General features: G+C 66.0%; 13 protein-coding genes and 1 other RNA gene. 3 read left to right on the top strand and 11 right to left on the bottom strand.

The window, feature by feature from the left end:
• Positions 1–30 precede the first annotated feature (30 nt).
• The 4 genes from ACOYR4_RS08895 to ACOYR4_RS08880 all read right to left on the bottom strand — a co-directional run bounded on the left by ACOYR4_RS08895 (position 31) and on the right by ACOYR4_RS08880 (position 6,207).
• Complete coding sequence (locus ACOYR4_RS08895) at positions 31–3,186, bottom strand: efflux RND transporter permease subunit (RefSeq protein ID WP_422849282.1); 3,156 nt, start codon at positions 3,184–3,186, stop codon at positions 31–33.
• Positions 3,187–3,226: 40 nt separating this feature from the next.
• Positions 3,227–4,651, bottom strand: coding sequence for an efflux RND transporter periplasmic adaptor subunit (locus ACOYR4_RS08890; protein WP_422849281.1), 1,425 nt, complete (start codon positions 4,649–4,651; stop codon positions 3,227–3,229).
• A gap of 176 nt (positions 4,652–4,827) precedes the next feature.
• On the bottom strand, positions 4,828–5,277 hold the full coding sequence (rnhA, locus tag ACOYR4_RS08885; protein WP_422849280.1) for a ribonuclease HI: 450 nt from the start codon (positions 5,275–5,277) through the stop codon (positions 4,828–4,830).
• A gap of 75 nt (positions 5,278–5,352) precedes the next feature.
• On the bottom strand, positions 5,353–6,207 hold the full coding sequence (locus ACOYR4_RS08880; RefSeq protein WP_422849279.1) for a class I SAM-dependent methyltransferase: 855 nt from the start codon (positions 6,205–6,207) through the stop codon (positions 5,353–5,355).
• Here ACOYR4_RS08880 and gloB point away from each other — a divergent pair.
• Both gloB and ACOYR4_RS08870 read left to right on the top strand, forming a co-directional pair.
• Positions 6,206–6,982 carry a hydroxyacylglutathione hydrolase gene (gene gloB, locus ACOYR4_RS08875; RefSeq protein ID WP_422849278.1) on the top strand — a complete coding sequence of 259 codons (777 nt, stop codon included), beginning with the start codon at positions 6,206–6,208 and terminating at the stop codon, positions 6,980–6,982. The two genes, ACOYR4_RS08880 and gloB, sit on opposite strands and share 2 nt — an antisense overlap.
• On the top strand, positions 6,979–8,505 hold the full coding sequence (locus ACOYR4_RS08870; RefSeq protein ID WP_422849277.1) for a transglycosylase SLT domain-containing protein: 1,527 nt from the start codon (positions 6,979–6,981) through the stop codon (positions 8,503–8,505). Before gloB ends, ACOYR4_RS08870 begins: the two co-directional genes overlap by 4 nt.
• A 64-nt stretch (positions 8,506–8,569) precedes the next feature.
• Here ACOYR4_RS08870 and ACOYR4_RS08865 read toward each other — a convergent pair whose 3' ends face one another.
• The 6 genes from ACOYR4_RS08865 to dnaX all read right to left on the bottom strand — a co-directional run bounded on the left by ACOYR4_RS08865 (position 8,570) and on the right by dnaX (position 13,904).
• The gene (locus ACOYR4_RS08865) at positions 8,570–8,722 is read right to left on the bottom strand and encodes a DUF3096 domain-containing protein (RefSeq protein ID WP_422849276.1); all 153 of its coding nucleotides are present in this window, start codon (positions 8,720–8,722) and stop codon (positions 8,570–8,572) included.
• Between the two features lie 176 nt (positions 8,723–8,898).
• A complete protein-coding gene (locus ACOYR4_RS08860) occupies positions 8,899–9,954 on the bottom strand; it encodes an ABC transporter substrate-binding protein (RefSeq protein ID WP_422849275.1) in 1,056 nt (351 codons plus the stop codon).
• 154 nt (positions 9,955–10,108) lie between these two features.
• On the bottom strand, positions 10,109–10,534 hold the full coding sequence (locus ACOYR4_RS08855; RefSeq protein ID WP_015013603.1) for an MAPEG family protein: 426 nt from the start codon (positions 10,532–10,534) through the stop codon (positions 10,109–10,111).
• 126 nt (positions 10,535–10,660) lie between these two features.
• Positions 10,661–11,251: a recombination mediator RecR gene (gene recR / locus ACOYR4_RS08850; RefSeq protein ID WP_209820408.1), complete on the bottom strand. Its 591-nt coding sequence runs from the start codon at positions 11,249–11,251 to the stop codon at positions 10,661–10,663.
• A gap of 244 nt (positions 11,252–11,495) precedes the next feature.
• On the bottom strand, positions 11,496–11,828 hold the full coding sequence (locus ACOYR4_RS08845) for a YbaB/EbfC family nucleoid-associated protein (RefSeq protein WP_015013601.1): 333 nt from the start codon (positions 11,826–11,828) through the stop codon (positions 11,496–11,498).
• 69 nt (positions 11,829–11,897) lie between these two features.
• On the bottom strand, positions 11,898–13,904 hold the full coding sequence (gene dnaX, locus ACOYR4_RS08840; protein ID WP_422849274.1) for a DNA polymerase III subunit gamma/tau: 2,007 nt from the start codon (positions 13,902–13,904) through the stop codon (positions 11,898–11,900).
• 102 nt (positions 13,905–14,006) lie between these two features.
• Here dnaX and ffs point away from each other — a divergent pair.
• Positions 14,007–14,103: signal recognition particle sRNA small type (ffs, locus tag ACOYR4_RS08835), an RNA gene on the top strand.
• 117 nt (positions 14,104–14,220) lie between these two features.
• Here ffs and ACOYR4_RS08830 read toward each other — a convergent pair.
• Positions 14,221–15,489 (bottom strand): TIGR03862 family flavoprotein, encoded by a 1,269-nt coding sequence (locus ACOYR4_RS08830; protein ID WP_422849637.1) that lies wholly within the window; start codon positions 15,487–15,489, stop codon positions 14,221–14,223.
• Between the last annotated feature and the right edge of the window lie 83 nt (positions 15,490–15,572).

Genomic DNA, 15,572 nt, shown 5'->3' with positions numbered 1-15,572 from the left:
CGGGCTTGTCAGCCCGCGCCATACTGAAGACTACTTGGCCACATAGTCGTGCGGGTGCAGCGGGTGTGCCGGCGCGTCCAACGCCACCGCCGTGTTGGCCCCCGGCACCGCCTTGCGGGCGAACAGTGTGTACATGGTGGGCACCACAAAAATGGTGAGCAGCGTGCCCAGCGACATGCCGCCCACAATCACCCAGCCGATTTGGGTGCGCGTTTCGGCGCCAGCACCCGTGGCAAGTGCCAGCGGGATGGCTCCCAGGACCATGGCCCCAGTGGTCATCAGGATAGGCCGCAGGCGCTGGGCCGAGGCCTTGACGAGCGCGTCCACCATCTCCACGCCCTCTTCGCGCAGCTGGTTGGTGAACTCTACGATCAGGATGCCGTGTTTGGTGATCAAGCCCACTAGGGTGATCAACCCAATCTGCGAATACACGTTGAGCGAGCCGCCGCTCCACTTGAGCGCCAGCAGCGCACCAATCATCGACAGAGGCACCGACACCATGATGACGAGCGGGTCGATGAAGCTCTCGAACTGCGCCGCCAGCACCAGGAAGATGAACACCAGCGCCAGCACAAACACCACGCCCAGCGCGCCTTGCGAGCTCTTGAACTCGCGCGAGGTGTCGTTCAGGTCGGTGGTGTAGCCGGGCCTGAGCACCTTGGCGGCCGTCTCGTTCATGAAGGTGATGGCCTGGCCCAGCGAGTAATCGGACGACAGGTTGGCCGTGATGGTGGCCGAGCGGCGCTGGCCAAAGTGGTTCAGCTCACGCGGGCTCACGCTTTCGCGCACGTTGACCAGGCTGGTCAGCGGGATCATCGCGTCGTTACGGCCGCGCACGTAGATGGTGTCGATGTTCTCGGGCGTGGTGCGGCCCCGGGCCTCGGTCTGCACGATCACGTCGTACTGCTCGGCATCACGCTTGTAGCGGGTGACAGTGCGGCCGCCCAACATGGTCTCGATGGCCTTGGCCACCACTTCCACACTCACGCCCAGGTCGGCGGCGCGTTCGCGGTTGACCTCGATGCGCAGCTCGGGCTTGTTCAGGCGCAGGTCCACGTCGGGGGACACGATGCCGGGGTTCTGCGCAATCTCGGCCATGAACGCGGCCACCACCTTGCTCAGGTTTTCGTAGCTGTCCGAGGTCTGGATCACGTAGGTGAGGGGCCGCGAGCGAAAGCCCTGGCCGAGCGACGGCGGTGTGATCAGAAAAGCATTCACGCCGGGCAGGCCCGCCACCTTGGGCTGCAGCTCCTTGGCCAGGGCCAGCGTGGTACGGTCGCGCTTTTCCCAGTCCACGGTGCGGTAGATGACGCTGCCCTGTGCCACCGTGGGGTTGCCGATGTTGGCAAACACGCGGTCGAATTCGGGGTAGGTGTTGCCGATCTTTTCCAGCTCCAGCGCATAGCGGTTGGTGTAGTCCAGCGTGGCGCCGTCGGGTGCGGTCACGCTGGCCAAAATGGTGCCTCGGTCTTCCAGCGGCGACAGCTCCTGCCGCATGCTGGGAAACACGAGTACCAGCGCCGCACCGCTCAAGGCCATGACGCCCAGCACGATCCAGCGGGCCTGGACCAGCGCACCCCGCACACCGCCCCGCCCAGAACCCGTGCCGCCCCAGCGGGCCGTGACGATCCAGCGCAGCAAACGGCCATACGCGTCCGACAGGGCCGTGAGCCAGCGCTCCATGGAGCGGTCGAACCAGTTGGGATTCGGGTTGTGCTTGAGCAGCAGTGAACACATCATGGGCGAGAGCGTCAGGGCCACAAAGCCCGACACCACCACGGCCCCGGCCAGCGCCAGTGCAAACTCCACAAACAGGCGCCCCGTGCGGCCTGGCGTGAATGCGAGCGGCGCAAACACCGCCACCAGCGTGAGCGTCATGGCCACAATGGCAAAGCCGATTTCACGGGCACCCTTGATGGCGGCCGAGAACGGGTCGAGCCCCTCTTCGATGTGGCGGTAGATGTTCTCCAGCATCACGATGGCGTCGTCCACCACCAGGCCGATGGCCAGCACCAGCGCCAGCAGCGTGAGCGTGTTGATCGAAAAGCCCGCCAGTGCCATCAGCGCAAAACTGCCCACCAGGCTGACCGGGATGGTGATGATGGGGATGATGGACGCCCGGAAGGTGCGCAAGAACACAAAGATCACCAGGGCCACCAGCACAACGGCCTCGATGATGGTGGAGTACACGCTCTTGATGGAGCGGTCGATGAACAGCGAGTTGTCGTTGGCAATATCGATGCCGATGTCTGGCGGCAGGTCAGCCTTGAGCAGGGGGATCATGGCGCGCACGCCCTTGGACAGCTCCAGCGGGTTGGCCGTGGCCTGGCGGATTACGCCCACCGAGATGGCATCGCGGCCGTTGAGCCGCACGCGGCTGCGGTCGCTGGCAGGGCCTTCTTCCACCCGCGCCACATCGCGCACACGCACCGAGAACCCGTTGACCGTGCGAATCACGATGTCGGAAAACTGCGCCGGGGTTTTGAGGTCGGTCTGCGAGGTCACGCTGAACTCACGCTGCTGCGACTCGATGCGGCCCGCGGGCAGTTCCAGGTTGTTGCGGCGGATGGCGTCTTCCACGTCCTGCGTGGTCAGGCGGTAACCGGCCATGCGTTCGGGGTCCAGCCACACCCGCATGGCGTATTTGCGCTCGCCGTAAATCGGCACGTCAGCCACACCGGTCACGGTCTGCAGGCGGGGCTTGACGATGCGATTGATGAGGTCGTTGACCTCCAGCGGGGTGCGCGTGTCGCTGCTAAAGGCCAGCCACATCACGGGCGAGGCGTCGGCCTCGACCTTGGCAATCACGGGCTCATCCACCGCGAGTGGCAGGCGGTTGCGCACACGGGCCGTGCGGTCGCGCACCTCAGCCGCCGCATTGTCGGCATCTTTCTCCAGCCGAAAGCGCACGCTGATCTGGCTTTGTTCGGCCCGGCTGATGGAGGTGATCACATCCACCGCGTCGATCCCGGCGATGGAGTCTTCCAGCGGCTTGGTGACCTGCGATTCGATCACCTCGGCCGACGCGCCCGCGTAACGCACGCTGACGGTGACCACGGGTTCGTCGATCTTGGGGTATTCGCGTACCGACAGGCGCGTGAAGCTCACCGCACCAATCAGCAGCACCAGCAGCGACAGCACGGTGGCAAACACCGGCCGGCGGATGGAGATTTCAGCGAGTTGCATGGCAGTCCGTAGGCATCAGAGGGTGACGACAGGCAGCCCGTCAGACAGGCGCACGGTGGCCCGGGGCCGTTGATCGGGTCGAGCTTCCAGCCAGCTGACAAGGGTTGGGACCTGGCAGGGGTTGGGCCTCACTGCGAACCGCCATCGCGCTCGGCACCGAGGAGGCTGTAACGGGAGATGGAGATGCTGGCGCCGCAGAGGTGCTCGGCGCAGGCGCATCAGCCACTGCTGCAGCCTTGGGGCCCACCCCACCCGCAGCACCCGCAGCACCCGCAGCACCCGCAGCACCCGCAGCGCCCGACGCCGGGCGCGCAGCTGAGGCCGCCGCGCCACCGTTGCCCTGCTTGCCCAGTTCCACCACGCGCACCTCGGTGCCGTCCTTGCGGATGCGCTGCTGGCCCGCCGTGACCACCAGGTCACCAGCGCTCAGGCCGTCCAGCACCTCCACCCATCCGGGCGAGCGCACGCCCAGCTGCACCGGGGTGCGGCGCGTCACCTTGCTGCCGGGCTCCTTGCCCTCCACCACCTTGAGCACATAGGGGCTGGAGCCGTCGGGCACGATGGCTTCTTCGGGCACCACGCGCGCGTCGCTGCGTTCGGAGAACACGGTCGTCACCCGCGCGAACATGCCGGGGCGCAATTGCAGTCGGCGGTTGTCGATGCAGCCGCGCACCGCAATGGCCCGCCCATCCGCATCGATCTGCGGGCTGATGGCCTGCACCAGGGCGGCGTAGCGCACGCCCGGCAGTGCGTCAAACGTGACTTGCGCGGTCTGGCCCGGGCGCACCTTGCTCTGCAACCGCTCGGGCAGACGGAAGTCCACATACACCGCATCGAGGTCTTCAATGTTGACGATGTCGGCCCCGTCCTTGAGGTAGTCGCCCACGTTGACGCCCCGAATGCCCGCAATGCCATCGAACGGGGCCACGATCTTGAGGCGCTGGGCGGTGGCCTGGGCCAGCGCCAGCTTGGCCTGGGCCACTTCCAGGTTGGCAGCACTCTCATCCACAGAGCGTTGGCTGATAAAACCCTGGGCCACCAGCTCCTGGTTGCGCTTGTGGTTGGCCTGCGCAATCGACAACTCGGCCTGGCTTTGCTGAATCTGCGCACGGGGCAACTGGTCGTCCAGCTGCACCAGCACCTGCCCACGCCGCACGCGCTGGCCATCGTGAAAATTGAGCTGGGTGATGCGCCCCCCCACCTCGGGGCGCAGCATGACGCTCTGGCGCGACTTGAGGCTGCCCACGGCTTCGGCATCGTCGCGCAGCGCCATCTTCCGCACGGTCACGGCCTCCACGGCCACGGGGCGGCCGGCCCCGGCAGCGGCGCCACCGCCCGCTGGCGTGCCCGCACCGCCCTCGGAACGCTGCGGTGGCTGGGCTGGTTTCTGCAACCACCAGGCGGCGCCCGATGCCGCCGCGATGCCGATGACAGCGAAAACGAGGTACTTGTTCTTGGACGCCATGGGTCAGTCAATCCGTTGAGGTGGGGAGTGCAGTCACACAATGTAACAGTGGGTGTATGCAGCCGCAGCCATGCGCTGCAATATCCCAGGGCATTGGCCGCAAGCGGCAGTCCCCGGCACGGCCATGAAAAAAGCCTCCGAAGAGGCTTGTGTGAAACGCTGAGTCGACTTTCAGGCTATCTGCGGCCCAGGGCCTGGTCCACGCCCCGGTTGGCCAACTCGTCGGCACGCTCGTTGCCCGGGTCGCCCGAGTGCCCCTTCACCCAGCGCCACTCAATGCGGTGACCGCCGGTGCTGACCAGCGCATCCAGCCGCTGCCACAGCTCCACGTTCTTGACGGGCTGCTTGGAGGCGGTGCGCCAGCCCTTGGCCTTCCAGCCATGGATCCACTCGGTGATGCCCTTGCGCACGTACTCGCTGTCCAGGTACAGCGTCACGGCACAGGGGCGCTTGAGGGCCGAGAGCGCTTCGATCACCGCCATCAGCTCCATGCGGTTGTTGGTGGTGCCCAGTTCGCCACCAAACAGCTCTTTTTCGGTCGCGCCGGAGCGCAGCAACACGCCCCATCCGCCGGGTCCGGGGTTGCCCTTGCAGGCGCCATCGGTGTAAATCTCTACCTGGTTCAAACTCTGTTCCTGACAATGTGATGGATGGTTGCAGCACCGGGGATGGATCTGCCGGGCAACCGGATACGAATGGGCTCAAGGCTCGTGCCGGGCTGCCGGCGGGGCGGCCCGCGAAGAACTCACCCCGCGTTGTGACGCCCGGTTGGCGATGGGCACGGTGCCCGCCGCACGCTGACGATGGGTGCGCCAGGCAGGCTCCAGCAAACGCATGCCATGCACCCGTTTGACGGCCACCAGGAAATACGCGGCGCCCAGGATGGGCCACCATCTTTCACCCAGAGGGTCCATCCAGCCAAAACGCTCCAGCCAGTGCGCGGTACGCACCGCTGGACGATAACAGCCAAAACGGGCCGATTCGACCTCGAAATTCAAAAGCCGCAGCCAATCGCGTAGGCGGCGGTAACCAATGAACTCGCCCACGTCAGGCAGGTACAGGTTGCCCCGCCCCAGCCGCTGGTACAGCCGCGCACGCCGCTGCCGCAGGCCCCACAGGCTGGTGGGGTTCAGGCCGCTGATGACCACGCGCCCCTCGGGCACCAGCACCCGTTCCACTTCACGCAGCGCGGCATGGGGGTCGATGCTCAGCTCCAGTGTGTGCGGCAGCACCAGCAGGTCCAGGCTGGCGGCGGGGAAAGGCAGGGCCACGGGCTCGGTGAGCAAGTCCACCGCGCGACGCTGCAGCGGGCCATCGACACCCCCAGTCTCGACAAAGGCGATGGAACCTTCCACCGCCTCCTGGCCCATGGCCAGCCATTGGTGGGGCATGCGGTTGGCACGCAGGCCGTCCAGCAGCGGCATGCCGAGCTGCAGGCTGTGGTAGCCAAAAATGTTGGCCACCGCCTCGTCAAAGCGCGCCTGTTCCCAAGCGAGCAGATAGCGGCCGGGGGGGGAGTCGAACCAGTGGTGCAAACCTATAATTTGATCGCTCATGAACTTGCTACCGCTGCCCGCCTTTACCGACAACTACATCTGGATGCTGCACGACGGCCGCCAGGCCATCGTGGTGGACCCGGGAGAAGCCGCGCCGGTGGAGCAGGCCTTGCACCGCTGGGGCCTGACATTGCAGGCCATTCTAGTCACGCACCACCATGCCGATCATGTCGGTGGAGTCGATGCCCTGCGCGCCGCCACAGGCGCACAGGTGTATGGCCCTGCACGGGAGCGCATCCCAGAGCCGCTGTCGCGGCTGGCGCAGGGCGATACCGTCAACGCGCTGGGGCTGCAGTTCCAGGTCATCGATGTGCCGGGGCATACGGCCGGCCACATCGCCTACTACTGCGCCGACATGGACGGCGAGCCCCTGCTGTTCTGCGGAGATACGTTGTTCTCGGGCGGCTGCGGGCGGCTGTTCGAAGGCACGCCTGCGCAGATGCTGGAGTCGCTGGACCGGCTGGCTGCGCTGCCCGGCAACACCCGGGTGTGCTGCACCCACGAGTACACCCTGTCGAACCTGAAGTTTGCACGTGCCGTGGAACCTGGCAACGCAGCCCTGCTCCACTACAGCAGCCAATGCGAGGCCTTGCGGGCCCAGAACCAGCCCACCCTGCCCTCGCAGATGGCACTGGAGCGAGACATCAACCCCTTTCTGCGCGTGCGGCAGGGCCAGGTGGCACAAGCCGCCCAGGGCTACGACGCGCAGGTGCCCCTTGACGACGCTGTAGCGGTGCTGGCCGCGCTGCGTCAATGGAAAAACGAGTTCCGATGAAAATTTTGCACATTGCCTGCCTGGCTGGCCTTTTGTGGCTGACAGGTTGCGCCACCACGGGGTCAGTGCCCGACCAGGCCGCTGCTGGCGGCAGCACCACCAGCACCAAAGCCCCTATCGCCCCCCACACTCCTGTCATCCCCAACGGCCCGCTCAAACCCATCACCGCCGCGCAAGCCGCGAGTGGCGAGGTGGCGTCGCTGTCGGCCCCGGCCGACCTGTGGGACCGCATCCGGCGCGGCTTTGCCATGCCTGACCTGCAGCACGAGCTGGTGCAGGACCGCGAGCAGTGGTATGCCACCCGCCCTGACTACATGCAGCGCATGACGGAGCGGTCCAGCAAATACCTGTTCCACATCGTTGAAGAGCTGGAACGCCGGGGCATGCCCACCGAGCTGGCACTGCTGCCGTACATCGAGAGCGCGTTCAATCCCCAGGCCGTATCGAGCGCCAAGGCCGCAGGCATGTGGCAGTTCATGCCTGCCACGGGCAACTATTTCGACCTCAAGCAGAACGCATTCCGCGACGACCGCCGCGACGTGCTGGCGTCCACCCGCGCAGCGCTGGACTACCTGCAAAAGCTCTACGGGATGTTTGGCGACTGGCACTTGGCTCTGGCTGCCTACAACTGGGGCGAAGGCAGCGTGGGCCGCGCCATTGCCCGCAACCAGAAGCTGGGGCTGGGCACGAGCTACACCGACCTGAACATGCCGGCAGAGACCCGGATGTATGTGCCCAAGCTGCAGGCAGTGAAGAACATCGTGGCCAACCCAGAGGCGTTCAACACTGAATTGCCGCTGATCGAAAACCACCCCTACTTCCAGACCGTGGACATCACGCACGACATCGACGTGTCGCTGGTGGCATCGCTGGCAGGTATCCGGGAGGAAGACTTCCGTGCGCTCAACCCTTCGTTCAAGCGGCCTGTGATCCTGGCGGCAGGCACACCACAAATCTTGCTGCCCTGGGACAACGCCAAGGTCTTCCAGCGCAATCTCGAAGCCAAGCGCGAAGGCCAGTACGCCAGCTGGACCGTGTGGTCCGTGCCCACGACCATGAGCGTGGCAGAGGCGGCCCAGCGTGCGGGCATGAGCGAAGCCGACTTGCGGAGCATGAACAACATCCCGCCGCGCATGCTGATCAAGGCGGGCTCGGCCCTGATGGTGCCGCGCTCCACAACCACACGGCAAGACGTGTCGTCCCACTTGGCCGACAACGGCCAGCTGAGCCTCACCCCCGAGATCGTCACCCGCCGCACCACCGTGCGCGCCGGCAAGGGCGACACGGTGGCCAGCATCGCGCGGCGCTACAAGCTGGCAGCCGCCAGCGTGGCCGACTGGAACGACGTGCGGGCGAATGCCGCATTCAAGGTAGGCCAGCAGGTTGTGGTGTACCTGCCGGTGCGCCAGGGCCAAGCGCGGAGTAGCAGTAGCGCCCGTGCCTCGGTCGGCACCGCGGCCAAACGCCAGGCACCCGCGCCCTCGCGGCGCGGAGGCACGCCCTCCAAAGTCAAGCGCCGCTGACCCGCGCCCCTGCCGGCCGCGAAGGCTGGCAGGACATCGCAGGGCTGAGTGGCTGGGGCCGTGCTCAGAAACGGAGCGTGTGCAGGCCCAGCAGCCCCAAAATGCCCATGATGATCAGGTAGAGCGCCACGATGGTGCTGAGCAGGCGCGGCATGACCAAAATAAGAATGCCTGCGATCAGGGAAACGAGCGGGCCGATGCTGAGGCTCAGCGACATGGTGAAGGGTCCTTGAAAAATGGCTCGGGAATGGCGCAGCACAAGCGCTGCATGCGAAGCCTGCGCAATGCCGGTTGCGCGGAGTGATCGCGGTGCAGTGGTGGCATCTGTGCAGGCGGCTAACACTGTAGTCGATGCCAGAAGCCTCAGCCGCCCCCACCCACAACCGTAATTCGTCAGACGCTGTACTTCTGGCGTGCCTTGCGCACGAAGTCGCTGGTGGAGGTGCGGGCCAGTTCGATCTTGGCCTCGGCCAGTTCGGGCAACACCCGCGACAGCACCCGCAATGCGGTAGCAGGGCCTTCGTCCGGCATCAGGCCATTGGTGGAGTAAGTCTCACGCACGCGGCTGAACGCCGCCAGGTACAGCCCCCGGTCGCCCATCAGATAGGCAGGTGGCACCGTTTTAACCAGATCGGCTGGCGCCGCCGTCTGCAACCATTTGAGCGCATGCACAACGCCATTGACCAGGGCCTGGGCCTGGGCAGGCTGCTTCTGGATGAACGCCTGGGGCGCATACAGGCAACTGGCGGGCATCGTGCCGCTGAACATGTCCTGCGCGGCCTTGAGCGAGCGCAGGTCCCCCACGATACGGGTGTCCGCCTTTTGCTCCAGCAGGGTCATGATGGGATCGGCATGGCACAACGCCTGCACCTGGCCGGAACGCAGCGCGTTCATGGCATTGGTGCCCGAGCCCACGCCCACAAACGACACCTCCCGCAAAGGCACACCTGCGCGCATCAGCATCAGGCTGGCGGCCAAGTGGGTGGAGGAGCCCACCGACGACACGCCCACCTTGCGCCCTGCGAGGTCGCCCAGATCTTTGTACGCCGGTACCGACCGCAGGGACACACCAAGCGCCAGTTGTGGCGCCCGACCCTGCACCACCAGCGCACGGTAGGCATGACCGCGCGCCTGCGCACGCAACACATGCTCGAACGCACCGGAACAGACATCGGCCGCACCGTCCTGCACCGCCTGCCAGGCCAGCGCTCCCGCTGAGTAGTCCCGCACCACCACGTCCAGGCCTTCCAGGCGGAAGTACCCCAGCGCATCGGCCAGCGCCAGCGGCAGGTGGTACAGAACGCCCTGGCCGCCAACCGCCACGGTCACCCGCCCCAGCGCCGCGCCATCGGTCTGCGCACGCACCCCGATGGCAGGCGCCCACACCGCAGCCGCCGACAAGGCAGAAACGGCGCCAAAGGCGCGGCGGGTGAGTGGAGGCAAGGACATGGAATCAGGCAAAAAGACAATGCTGCATTGCAACAATCGTGCCGCAGCGCAGGCAAAACCGCATCAGGGTGAATCCCTGCGGGTTACTACGTACCGCCCTGTGCAGGCGCCCACTGCGGGGCACCACCGGTGGTGCAAAACGCTCCCGGCGCGCCTAACGGTAACCGATGAATAGGATGGCGATATTGACCAGAAAACCACCGGCCCAGACCGCGCTGCGCGCCGTTGGCATGTCCGCCACATACATCATCACGTAGAAGATGCGCAGAAACACATACAGCAGCGCCAGCAAGTCCAGCAGCGTCTGGCCTGCCCCCAGCAGGTGGGCGATGATGACCGCACCGATGAAAAATGGCAGCGCTTCAAAGCTGTTCGCCTGCGCTGCGTTGGCGCGGCCACGCCAGTCGGACTGCCGCGAGAGCCAGCCGCGCGGGTCGTGGTTGTCAAAACCGCCCTCTTTGCGGGACTTGCCCAAGTTGCCGCTTTTGGCCAGCCAGGCGCAGGCAATCGGCAGCAGTGCGGCAAACAGCACACACCAATAGGCCACGGTAAACCGTGCGACGTGCAGGGTGGTATTCATTTTTTGATGCTTTTGAGGCCCCAGCGCAGCAAACACAAGCACTGGCAGCTATTAAATTGAGAGTATTTTAGCTGCAGACCTTTGCCAGCCAGCGGACTGGCTCACAGGCAGGTAGGCACATCCAGGTCACCGGCGATCCACCAGCGCATGCGCAATCGTGCCCAGGTCCACATACTCCAGCTCGCTGCCCACTGGCACGCCGCGCGCAAGCCGCGTGACATGGAGCCCCCGGCTCTTGAGCGCCTCGCTGATCACATGGGCCGTGGCCTCGCCCTCGGCATTGAAATTGGTCGCCAGGATCACCTCCTGCACGGTGCCGTCCGTGGCGCGGTCCATGAGCTTGTGCAGGCCTATCTCCTTCGGCCCCACCCCATCCAGCGGACTGAGCCGCCCCATCAGCACAAAGTACAACCCCTTGAAGGCGCCCGTGCGCTCCAGCGCCGACTGGTCCGCAGGCGTCTCGACCACACACAGCCGCGTGGCATCGCGCTCGGGGTCCAGGCAGGTGCTGCACACCTCGGCCTCAGTGAACGTATGGCAACGCGCGCAGTGATGCACGGTGCCCACCGCCTCCCCCAGGGCGCGCGACAGCGCCAGCGCCCCTTCACGGTCATGCTGCAGCAGATGAAACGCCATGCGCTGCGCAGACTTCACCCCCACCCCCGGCAGCCGGCGCAGCGCCTGGATCAGAACATCGAGGGAGTTGGTGGTGGACATGGGATGAGAGGCGATCCGAGAATTGGAGTTGGCGGTATGTGGAACGAGGCTTCGACAAGCTGCGCCCGAAAGGCAGTCAGGGCGCGGGCCAGTTTCTACCTGCCTTTCACCCCCCGCCCTCCAGGGCGTAGCGAGCGGGATGAGCTGCTAGGCGGCCGGAGCACAGGAACCGGAACGTACTTGAAGTACGTGAGGATTCCGAGCACCGCCCAACGACGCATGGCGGGCGCGCATTAGCCAGTCCTCAGAAAGGGAATTTCATGCCGCCGGGGAGGCCTGGCATGCCCGCTGTGAGCTTGCCCATCTTCTCCGCCGAAGTCTCCTCGGCCTTGCGCACCGCCGCATTGAACGCAGCCGCCACCAGGTCTTCCAGCATGTCCTTGTCTTCGGCCAGCAGGCTGGGGTCGATGGTGATGCGCTTGACGTCGTGCTTGCAGGTCATGACCACCTTCACCAGGCCCGCGCCCGATTCGCCTTCGACTTCGATGAAGGCCAGTTCGTCCTGGGCCTTCTTGAGGTTGTCCTGCATGGCCTGGGCTTGCTTCATCAGGCCGGCGAGTTGTCCTTTGTTGAACATGGTGTAGTTTCCTTTTCGGTTTCTAGTCTAGTGAATGGGTAACAGAGCTTGTGAGGGCTTCAGGGTCGGTCACGCAGGCTTGATGCTGCCCGGCACGATTCTCGCGCCATAGTCCCGCATCAGCGATTGCACGAAGGGGTCGTTGTGCACGATTTCCTCGGCGCGGCGCTGGCGCTCGGCCGCAGCAGCGGCATTGCGGCGGGCGGGGCTGTCGATGACCACACCCACCTCGACGCTGATCTGCGTGGCATGGCCGGCCGTCTCCAGCGCAGCGCGCAGGCGTTCGCGCGCCGTGGGCTGGTTGAGCGACTCACGCTCCACCCGCAGCAGCCAGTGCCCCCCATCGCGCGCCACCAGCTGCGACTGCAGGGCTAGCTCGCGCACCAGCGCTGTGATCGCTTCGGCTGCGATCAGTTGCTGCACGGTGGTGTGCCAGACATCGCCCTCTTCGGTGGGCGTGTAGCGGACGGAGACCGGGGTAGGTGCAGACAGCGGAAGCGGCTGCAGCCGCTCGCCAGGCTCCGGCGCTTCGCGCACCGGAATTGCTACATATTCAGGAGCGCCTTGCGCTTTGACGGATTGCACTGCACCGGGGTTTTGCCCCAACCTCTCGGGGGTGCGCACAGGCAAAGCCATCGCGGCAGGCGCTGGCGCCGTAGCCACCTCACCCGGTTCATCAGATCCTGGCCATGGGGGTGGCTCGGAATCGTGCACCGATGCAGCCGCAGGGTCATCCGCTGGAGCGGGGACAGGGCGCGCCACCGCAGTAGACGCTGGCGCGGCCACCGGAGCGGGCGCAGGGACTTTGGGTGCAGGTGCTACAGACGAGGCCTGCGGAGCCGCAGCGACCGGCGCAGCCAGGGCGGCCGATGCACCCACGGTACCTGTCAAAACAGGGCTGGAGGCTGTCGTTTCAGCCCGCGTCAGAGTTTTTTTTTCAGCCGATTCGCCAGCGCCACCTGCACCGCCGGTCGGCTTGAAAGCCAGCAGGCGCAGCAGCACCATGGTGAGCGCCGCGTACTCGTCGGGCGCCAGGCCTAGCTCGCCGCGCCCGTGCAGGCACAGGCTGTAGAGCAATTGTGTTTCGTCGGCGGGCATCAGCGCAGACAGGCGGGCGGTTTCGGCGGCCTCGGGGTCGTCGGCGTCCACCGCACCAGCCATCTGCGGCACAGCCTGGAACACGGCCATGCGCTGCAGCACGGCACTCATTTCTTCCAGCGTGGAGGCGGCCGACAGGCCGTTCATGCGCAGCGCGTCCGAGGTTTCGACCACGGTCTTGCCATCCCCCTGGGCCAGCGCATCAATCAAGCGGAACACATAGGAGCGGTCCACCGCGCCCAGCATCTGGCGCACACCCGCTTCCTGCAGCTGGCCGCTGCCAAACGCGATGGCCTGGTCGGTCAGCGACAGAGCATCGCGCATGGAGCCCCGCGCGGCACGCGAAAGCAAGCGCAAGGCCTGCGGCTCGGCGGGCACGTTCTCGTTGGCCAACACACGGGTCAGGTGCTCCAGCACCGTCTCGGGCGCCATAGGGCGCAGGTTGAATTGCAAGCAGCGGCTCAGCACCGTCACCGGCACCTTTTGCGGGTCGGTCGTGGCGAGCACAAACTTGAGGTATTCGGGCGGCTCTTCCAGCGTTTTGAGCATGGCGTTGAACGCCGTGTTGGTGAGCATGTGCACTTCGTCGATCATGAAGACCTTGAAGCGCCCCTGCACCGGCTTGTAAACCGCCTGCTCCAGCAGGCTTTGCACCTCGTCTACGCCCCGGTTTGAGGCAGCGTCCAGCTCGGTGTAGTCCACAAAACGGCCGCTGTCGATGTCGGTGCAGGCCTGGCACACGCCGCAGGGCATGGCAGTGATGCCGCCGTTGCCATCCGGCCCCTGGCAGTTGAGCGACTTGGCCAGAATGCGCGACACCGTGGTCTTGCCCACACCGCGCGTGCCGGTAAACAGGTAGGCGTGGTGCAGGCGCTGCTGGGTCAGCGCATTTGACAGGGCCTGGACCACATGCTCCTGCCCCACCATCTCGGTGAAATTGCGAGGGCGGTACTTGCGGGCGAGCACGAGGTAGGACATGCGGGCGATTCTACGGGTTGGGCCAGGCGCCCATGGCACCGTCAGGGCAAACAAAACAGCCACTGAAAAATCAGGGCCTTCATCCGACGTACAATCAGCGGTGACGGGCCTCCTCGCATGGTGAAGCGGCCAACCGGGTCAGGTGGGGAACCAAGCAGCCCTAACCGTGGAGTCAGTGCCGGGGGTAAGGCTCGTCAACTTCTTCTTTCTTTTTGCGCGGTCGCGCAAAAATCCCCTCTCTTTAGTATTTCCGCAGCACGCAGTGGCAGGCCGTATTGGCTTGCGCAAGGCCCTGCTTGCCACAGCGGCTCTAGCGTCAAGCCGACAAGCCACGCAGCCAGCGCAGCGCGCCTTCCCCCGCCACCCGGCCGCTGGCCATGCTGGCGGTGAGCAGATAGCCACCGGTAGGCGCCTCCCAGTCCAACATTTCCCCTGCGCAGAACACGCCCGGCAAGGCCGTTGCCATGAGGTGCGCGTCCAGCGCCTCAAACGCCACACCGCCCGCCGTGCTGATGGCCTCGTCCAGCGGGCGTGCAGCCACCACGGTGATGGGCAGGGCCTTGATCGCGTGGGCCAAGGCCACGGGGTCGTTCATGCCGTCCTTGCCAAGGTGCTCGTACAGGATGCCCGCCTTGATTCCGTCCAAGCCCAAACGGCTCTTAAGGTGGCTGGATAGCGAGCGCGATCCGCGCGGGTGGCGCACTTCCACCAACACACGCTCGGCACTGTGGTCAGGTAACAGATCGAGGTGGAACGTGGCATGGCCGTGGGCTTGCACCTCGTCGCGCAGCAGGTGCGACACGGCATAGACAAGGCTGCCCTCCACCCCCGTGGCCGTGACCACAAACTCGCCCCGGCGGCTGAAGCTGCGGCCCTGGCTGTCAGTGAAGCTCAGCGCCACCGTCTTGAAGGGCTGGCCCACGAACTTCTCGGAAAAATGCGGCGTCCAGCCCACCGTGGGCTTGGGCGTGCGGCCCAGCAGCTCTTGCAAAAAGGCGCGGCGCGTTTCGCCCACCGGGGCGTCAGCGCGCAACACGTCAAAACCGCAGTTGGACGGGCGCAGCGGCGCCACCGCCACCCCGCGCTGCGCCAGCAACGGCAACCAGGCACCGTCCGACCCCAGGCGCGCCCAGCTGCCGCCGCCCAGCGCCAGCACCACTGCCTGGGCGGTCACGCGCACCTCGCCAGCCGGAGCCGCAAAACGCAGCGCGCCCTCGTCGGCCCAACCCAGCCAGCGGTGGCGCATGTGGAACAGCACCCCCTGCCCGCGCAGGCGCTGCAGCCAGGCGCGCAGCAGCGGCGCGGCCTTCATGTCGGCGGGGAACACGCGGCCCGATGTGCCCACAAAGGTCTCCATCCCCAGCCCCTGCGCCCAAGCGCGCAGCTCGGGGCCGCCAAAGGCGCGGACCAGCGGCTCGATCTGCTGCTCGCGCCCGGCATAACGTCCCACAAAGGGCTCGTGCGGCTCGGAATGTGTGAGGTTGAGCCCGCCCTTGCCTGCCAGCAAAAACTTGCGGCCCACGGACGGCATGGCGTCAAACACATGCACGGCCACACCCGCCTGGGCCAGCACCTCGGCAGCCATCAGGCCCGCCGGGCCGCCGCCGATGACGGCCACATCGCACTGCAGGGTCTCCGCAGACAGGGTGGGTGTATCGGAAGGAGAAA

The organism is Acidovorax sp. M14 (assembly GCF_049331375.1).
Lineage (GTDB): Bacteria > Pseudomonadota > Gammaproteobacteria > Burkholderiales > Burkholderiaceae_C > Acidovorax.
This window is presented reverse-complemented; position numbering and strand designations above follow the sequence as displayed.

What these genes read in the sequence shown, in the direction of transcription:
- ACOYR4_RS08895 (WP_422849282.1), bottom strand. Translation starts at nt 3,186, where the DNA reads ATGCAACTCGCTGAAATCTCCATCCGCCGGCCGGTGTTTGCCACCGTG.
- recR (WP_209820408.1), bottom strand. Translation starts at nt 11,251, where the DNA reads ATGTCCACCACCAACTCCCTCGATGTTCTGATCCAGGCGCTGCGCCGG.
- ACOYR4_RS08880 (WP_422849279.1), bottom strand. Translation starts at nt 6,207, where the DNA reads ATGAGCGATCAAATTATAGGTTTGCACCACTGGTTCGACTCCCCCCCC.
- dnaX (WP_422849274.1), bottom strand. Translation starts at nt 13,904, where the DNA reads ATGTCCTACCTCGTGCTCGCCCGCAAGTACCGCCCTCGCAATTTCACC.
- ACOYR4_RS08890 (WP_422849281.1), bottom strand. Translation starts at nt 4,651, where the DNA reads ATGGCGTCCAAGAACAAGTACCTCGTTTTCGCTGTCATCGGCATCGCG.
- gloB (WP_422849278.1), top strand. Translation starts at nt 6,206, where the DNA reads ATGAACTTGCTACCGCTGCCCGCCTTTACCGACAACTACATCTGGATG.
- ACOYR4_RS08870 (WP_422849277.1), top strand. Translation starts at nt 6,979, where the DNA reads ATGAAAATTTTGCACATTGCCTGCCTGGCTGGCCTTTTGTGGCTGACA.
- ACOYR4_RS08830 (WP_422849637.1), bottom strand. Translation starts at nt 15,489, where the DNA reads ATGGCTGCCGAGGTGCTGGCCCAGGCGGGTGTGGCCGTGCATGTGTTT.
- ACOYR4_RS08860 (WP_422849275.1), bottom strand. Translation starts at nt 9,954, where the DNA reads ATGTCCTTGCCTCCACTCACCCGCCGCGCCTTTGGCGCCGTTTCTGCC.
- ACOYR4_RS08855 (WP_015013603.1), bottom strand. Translation starts at nt 10,534, where the DNA reads ATGAATACCACCCTGCACGTCGCACGGTTTACCGTGGCCTATTGGTGT.
- ACOYR4_RS08865 (WP_422849276.1), bottom strand. Translation starts at nt 8,722, where the DNA reads ATGTCGCTGAGCCTCAGCATCGGCCCGCTCGTTTCCCTGATCGCAGGC.
- ACOYR4_RS08845 (WP_015013601.1), bottom strand. Translation starts at nt 11,828, where the DNA reads ATGTTCAACAAAGGACAACTCGCCGGCCTGATGAAGCAAGCCCAGGCC.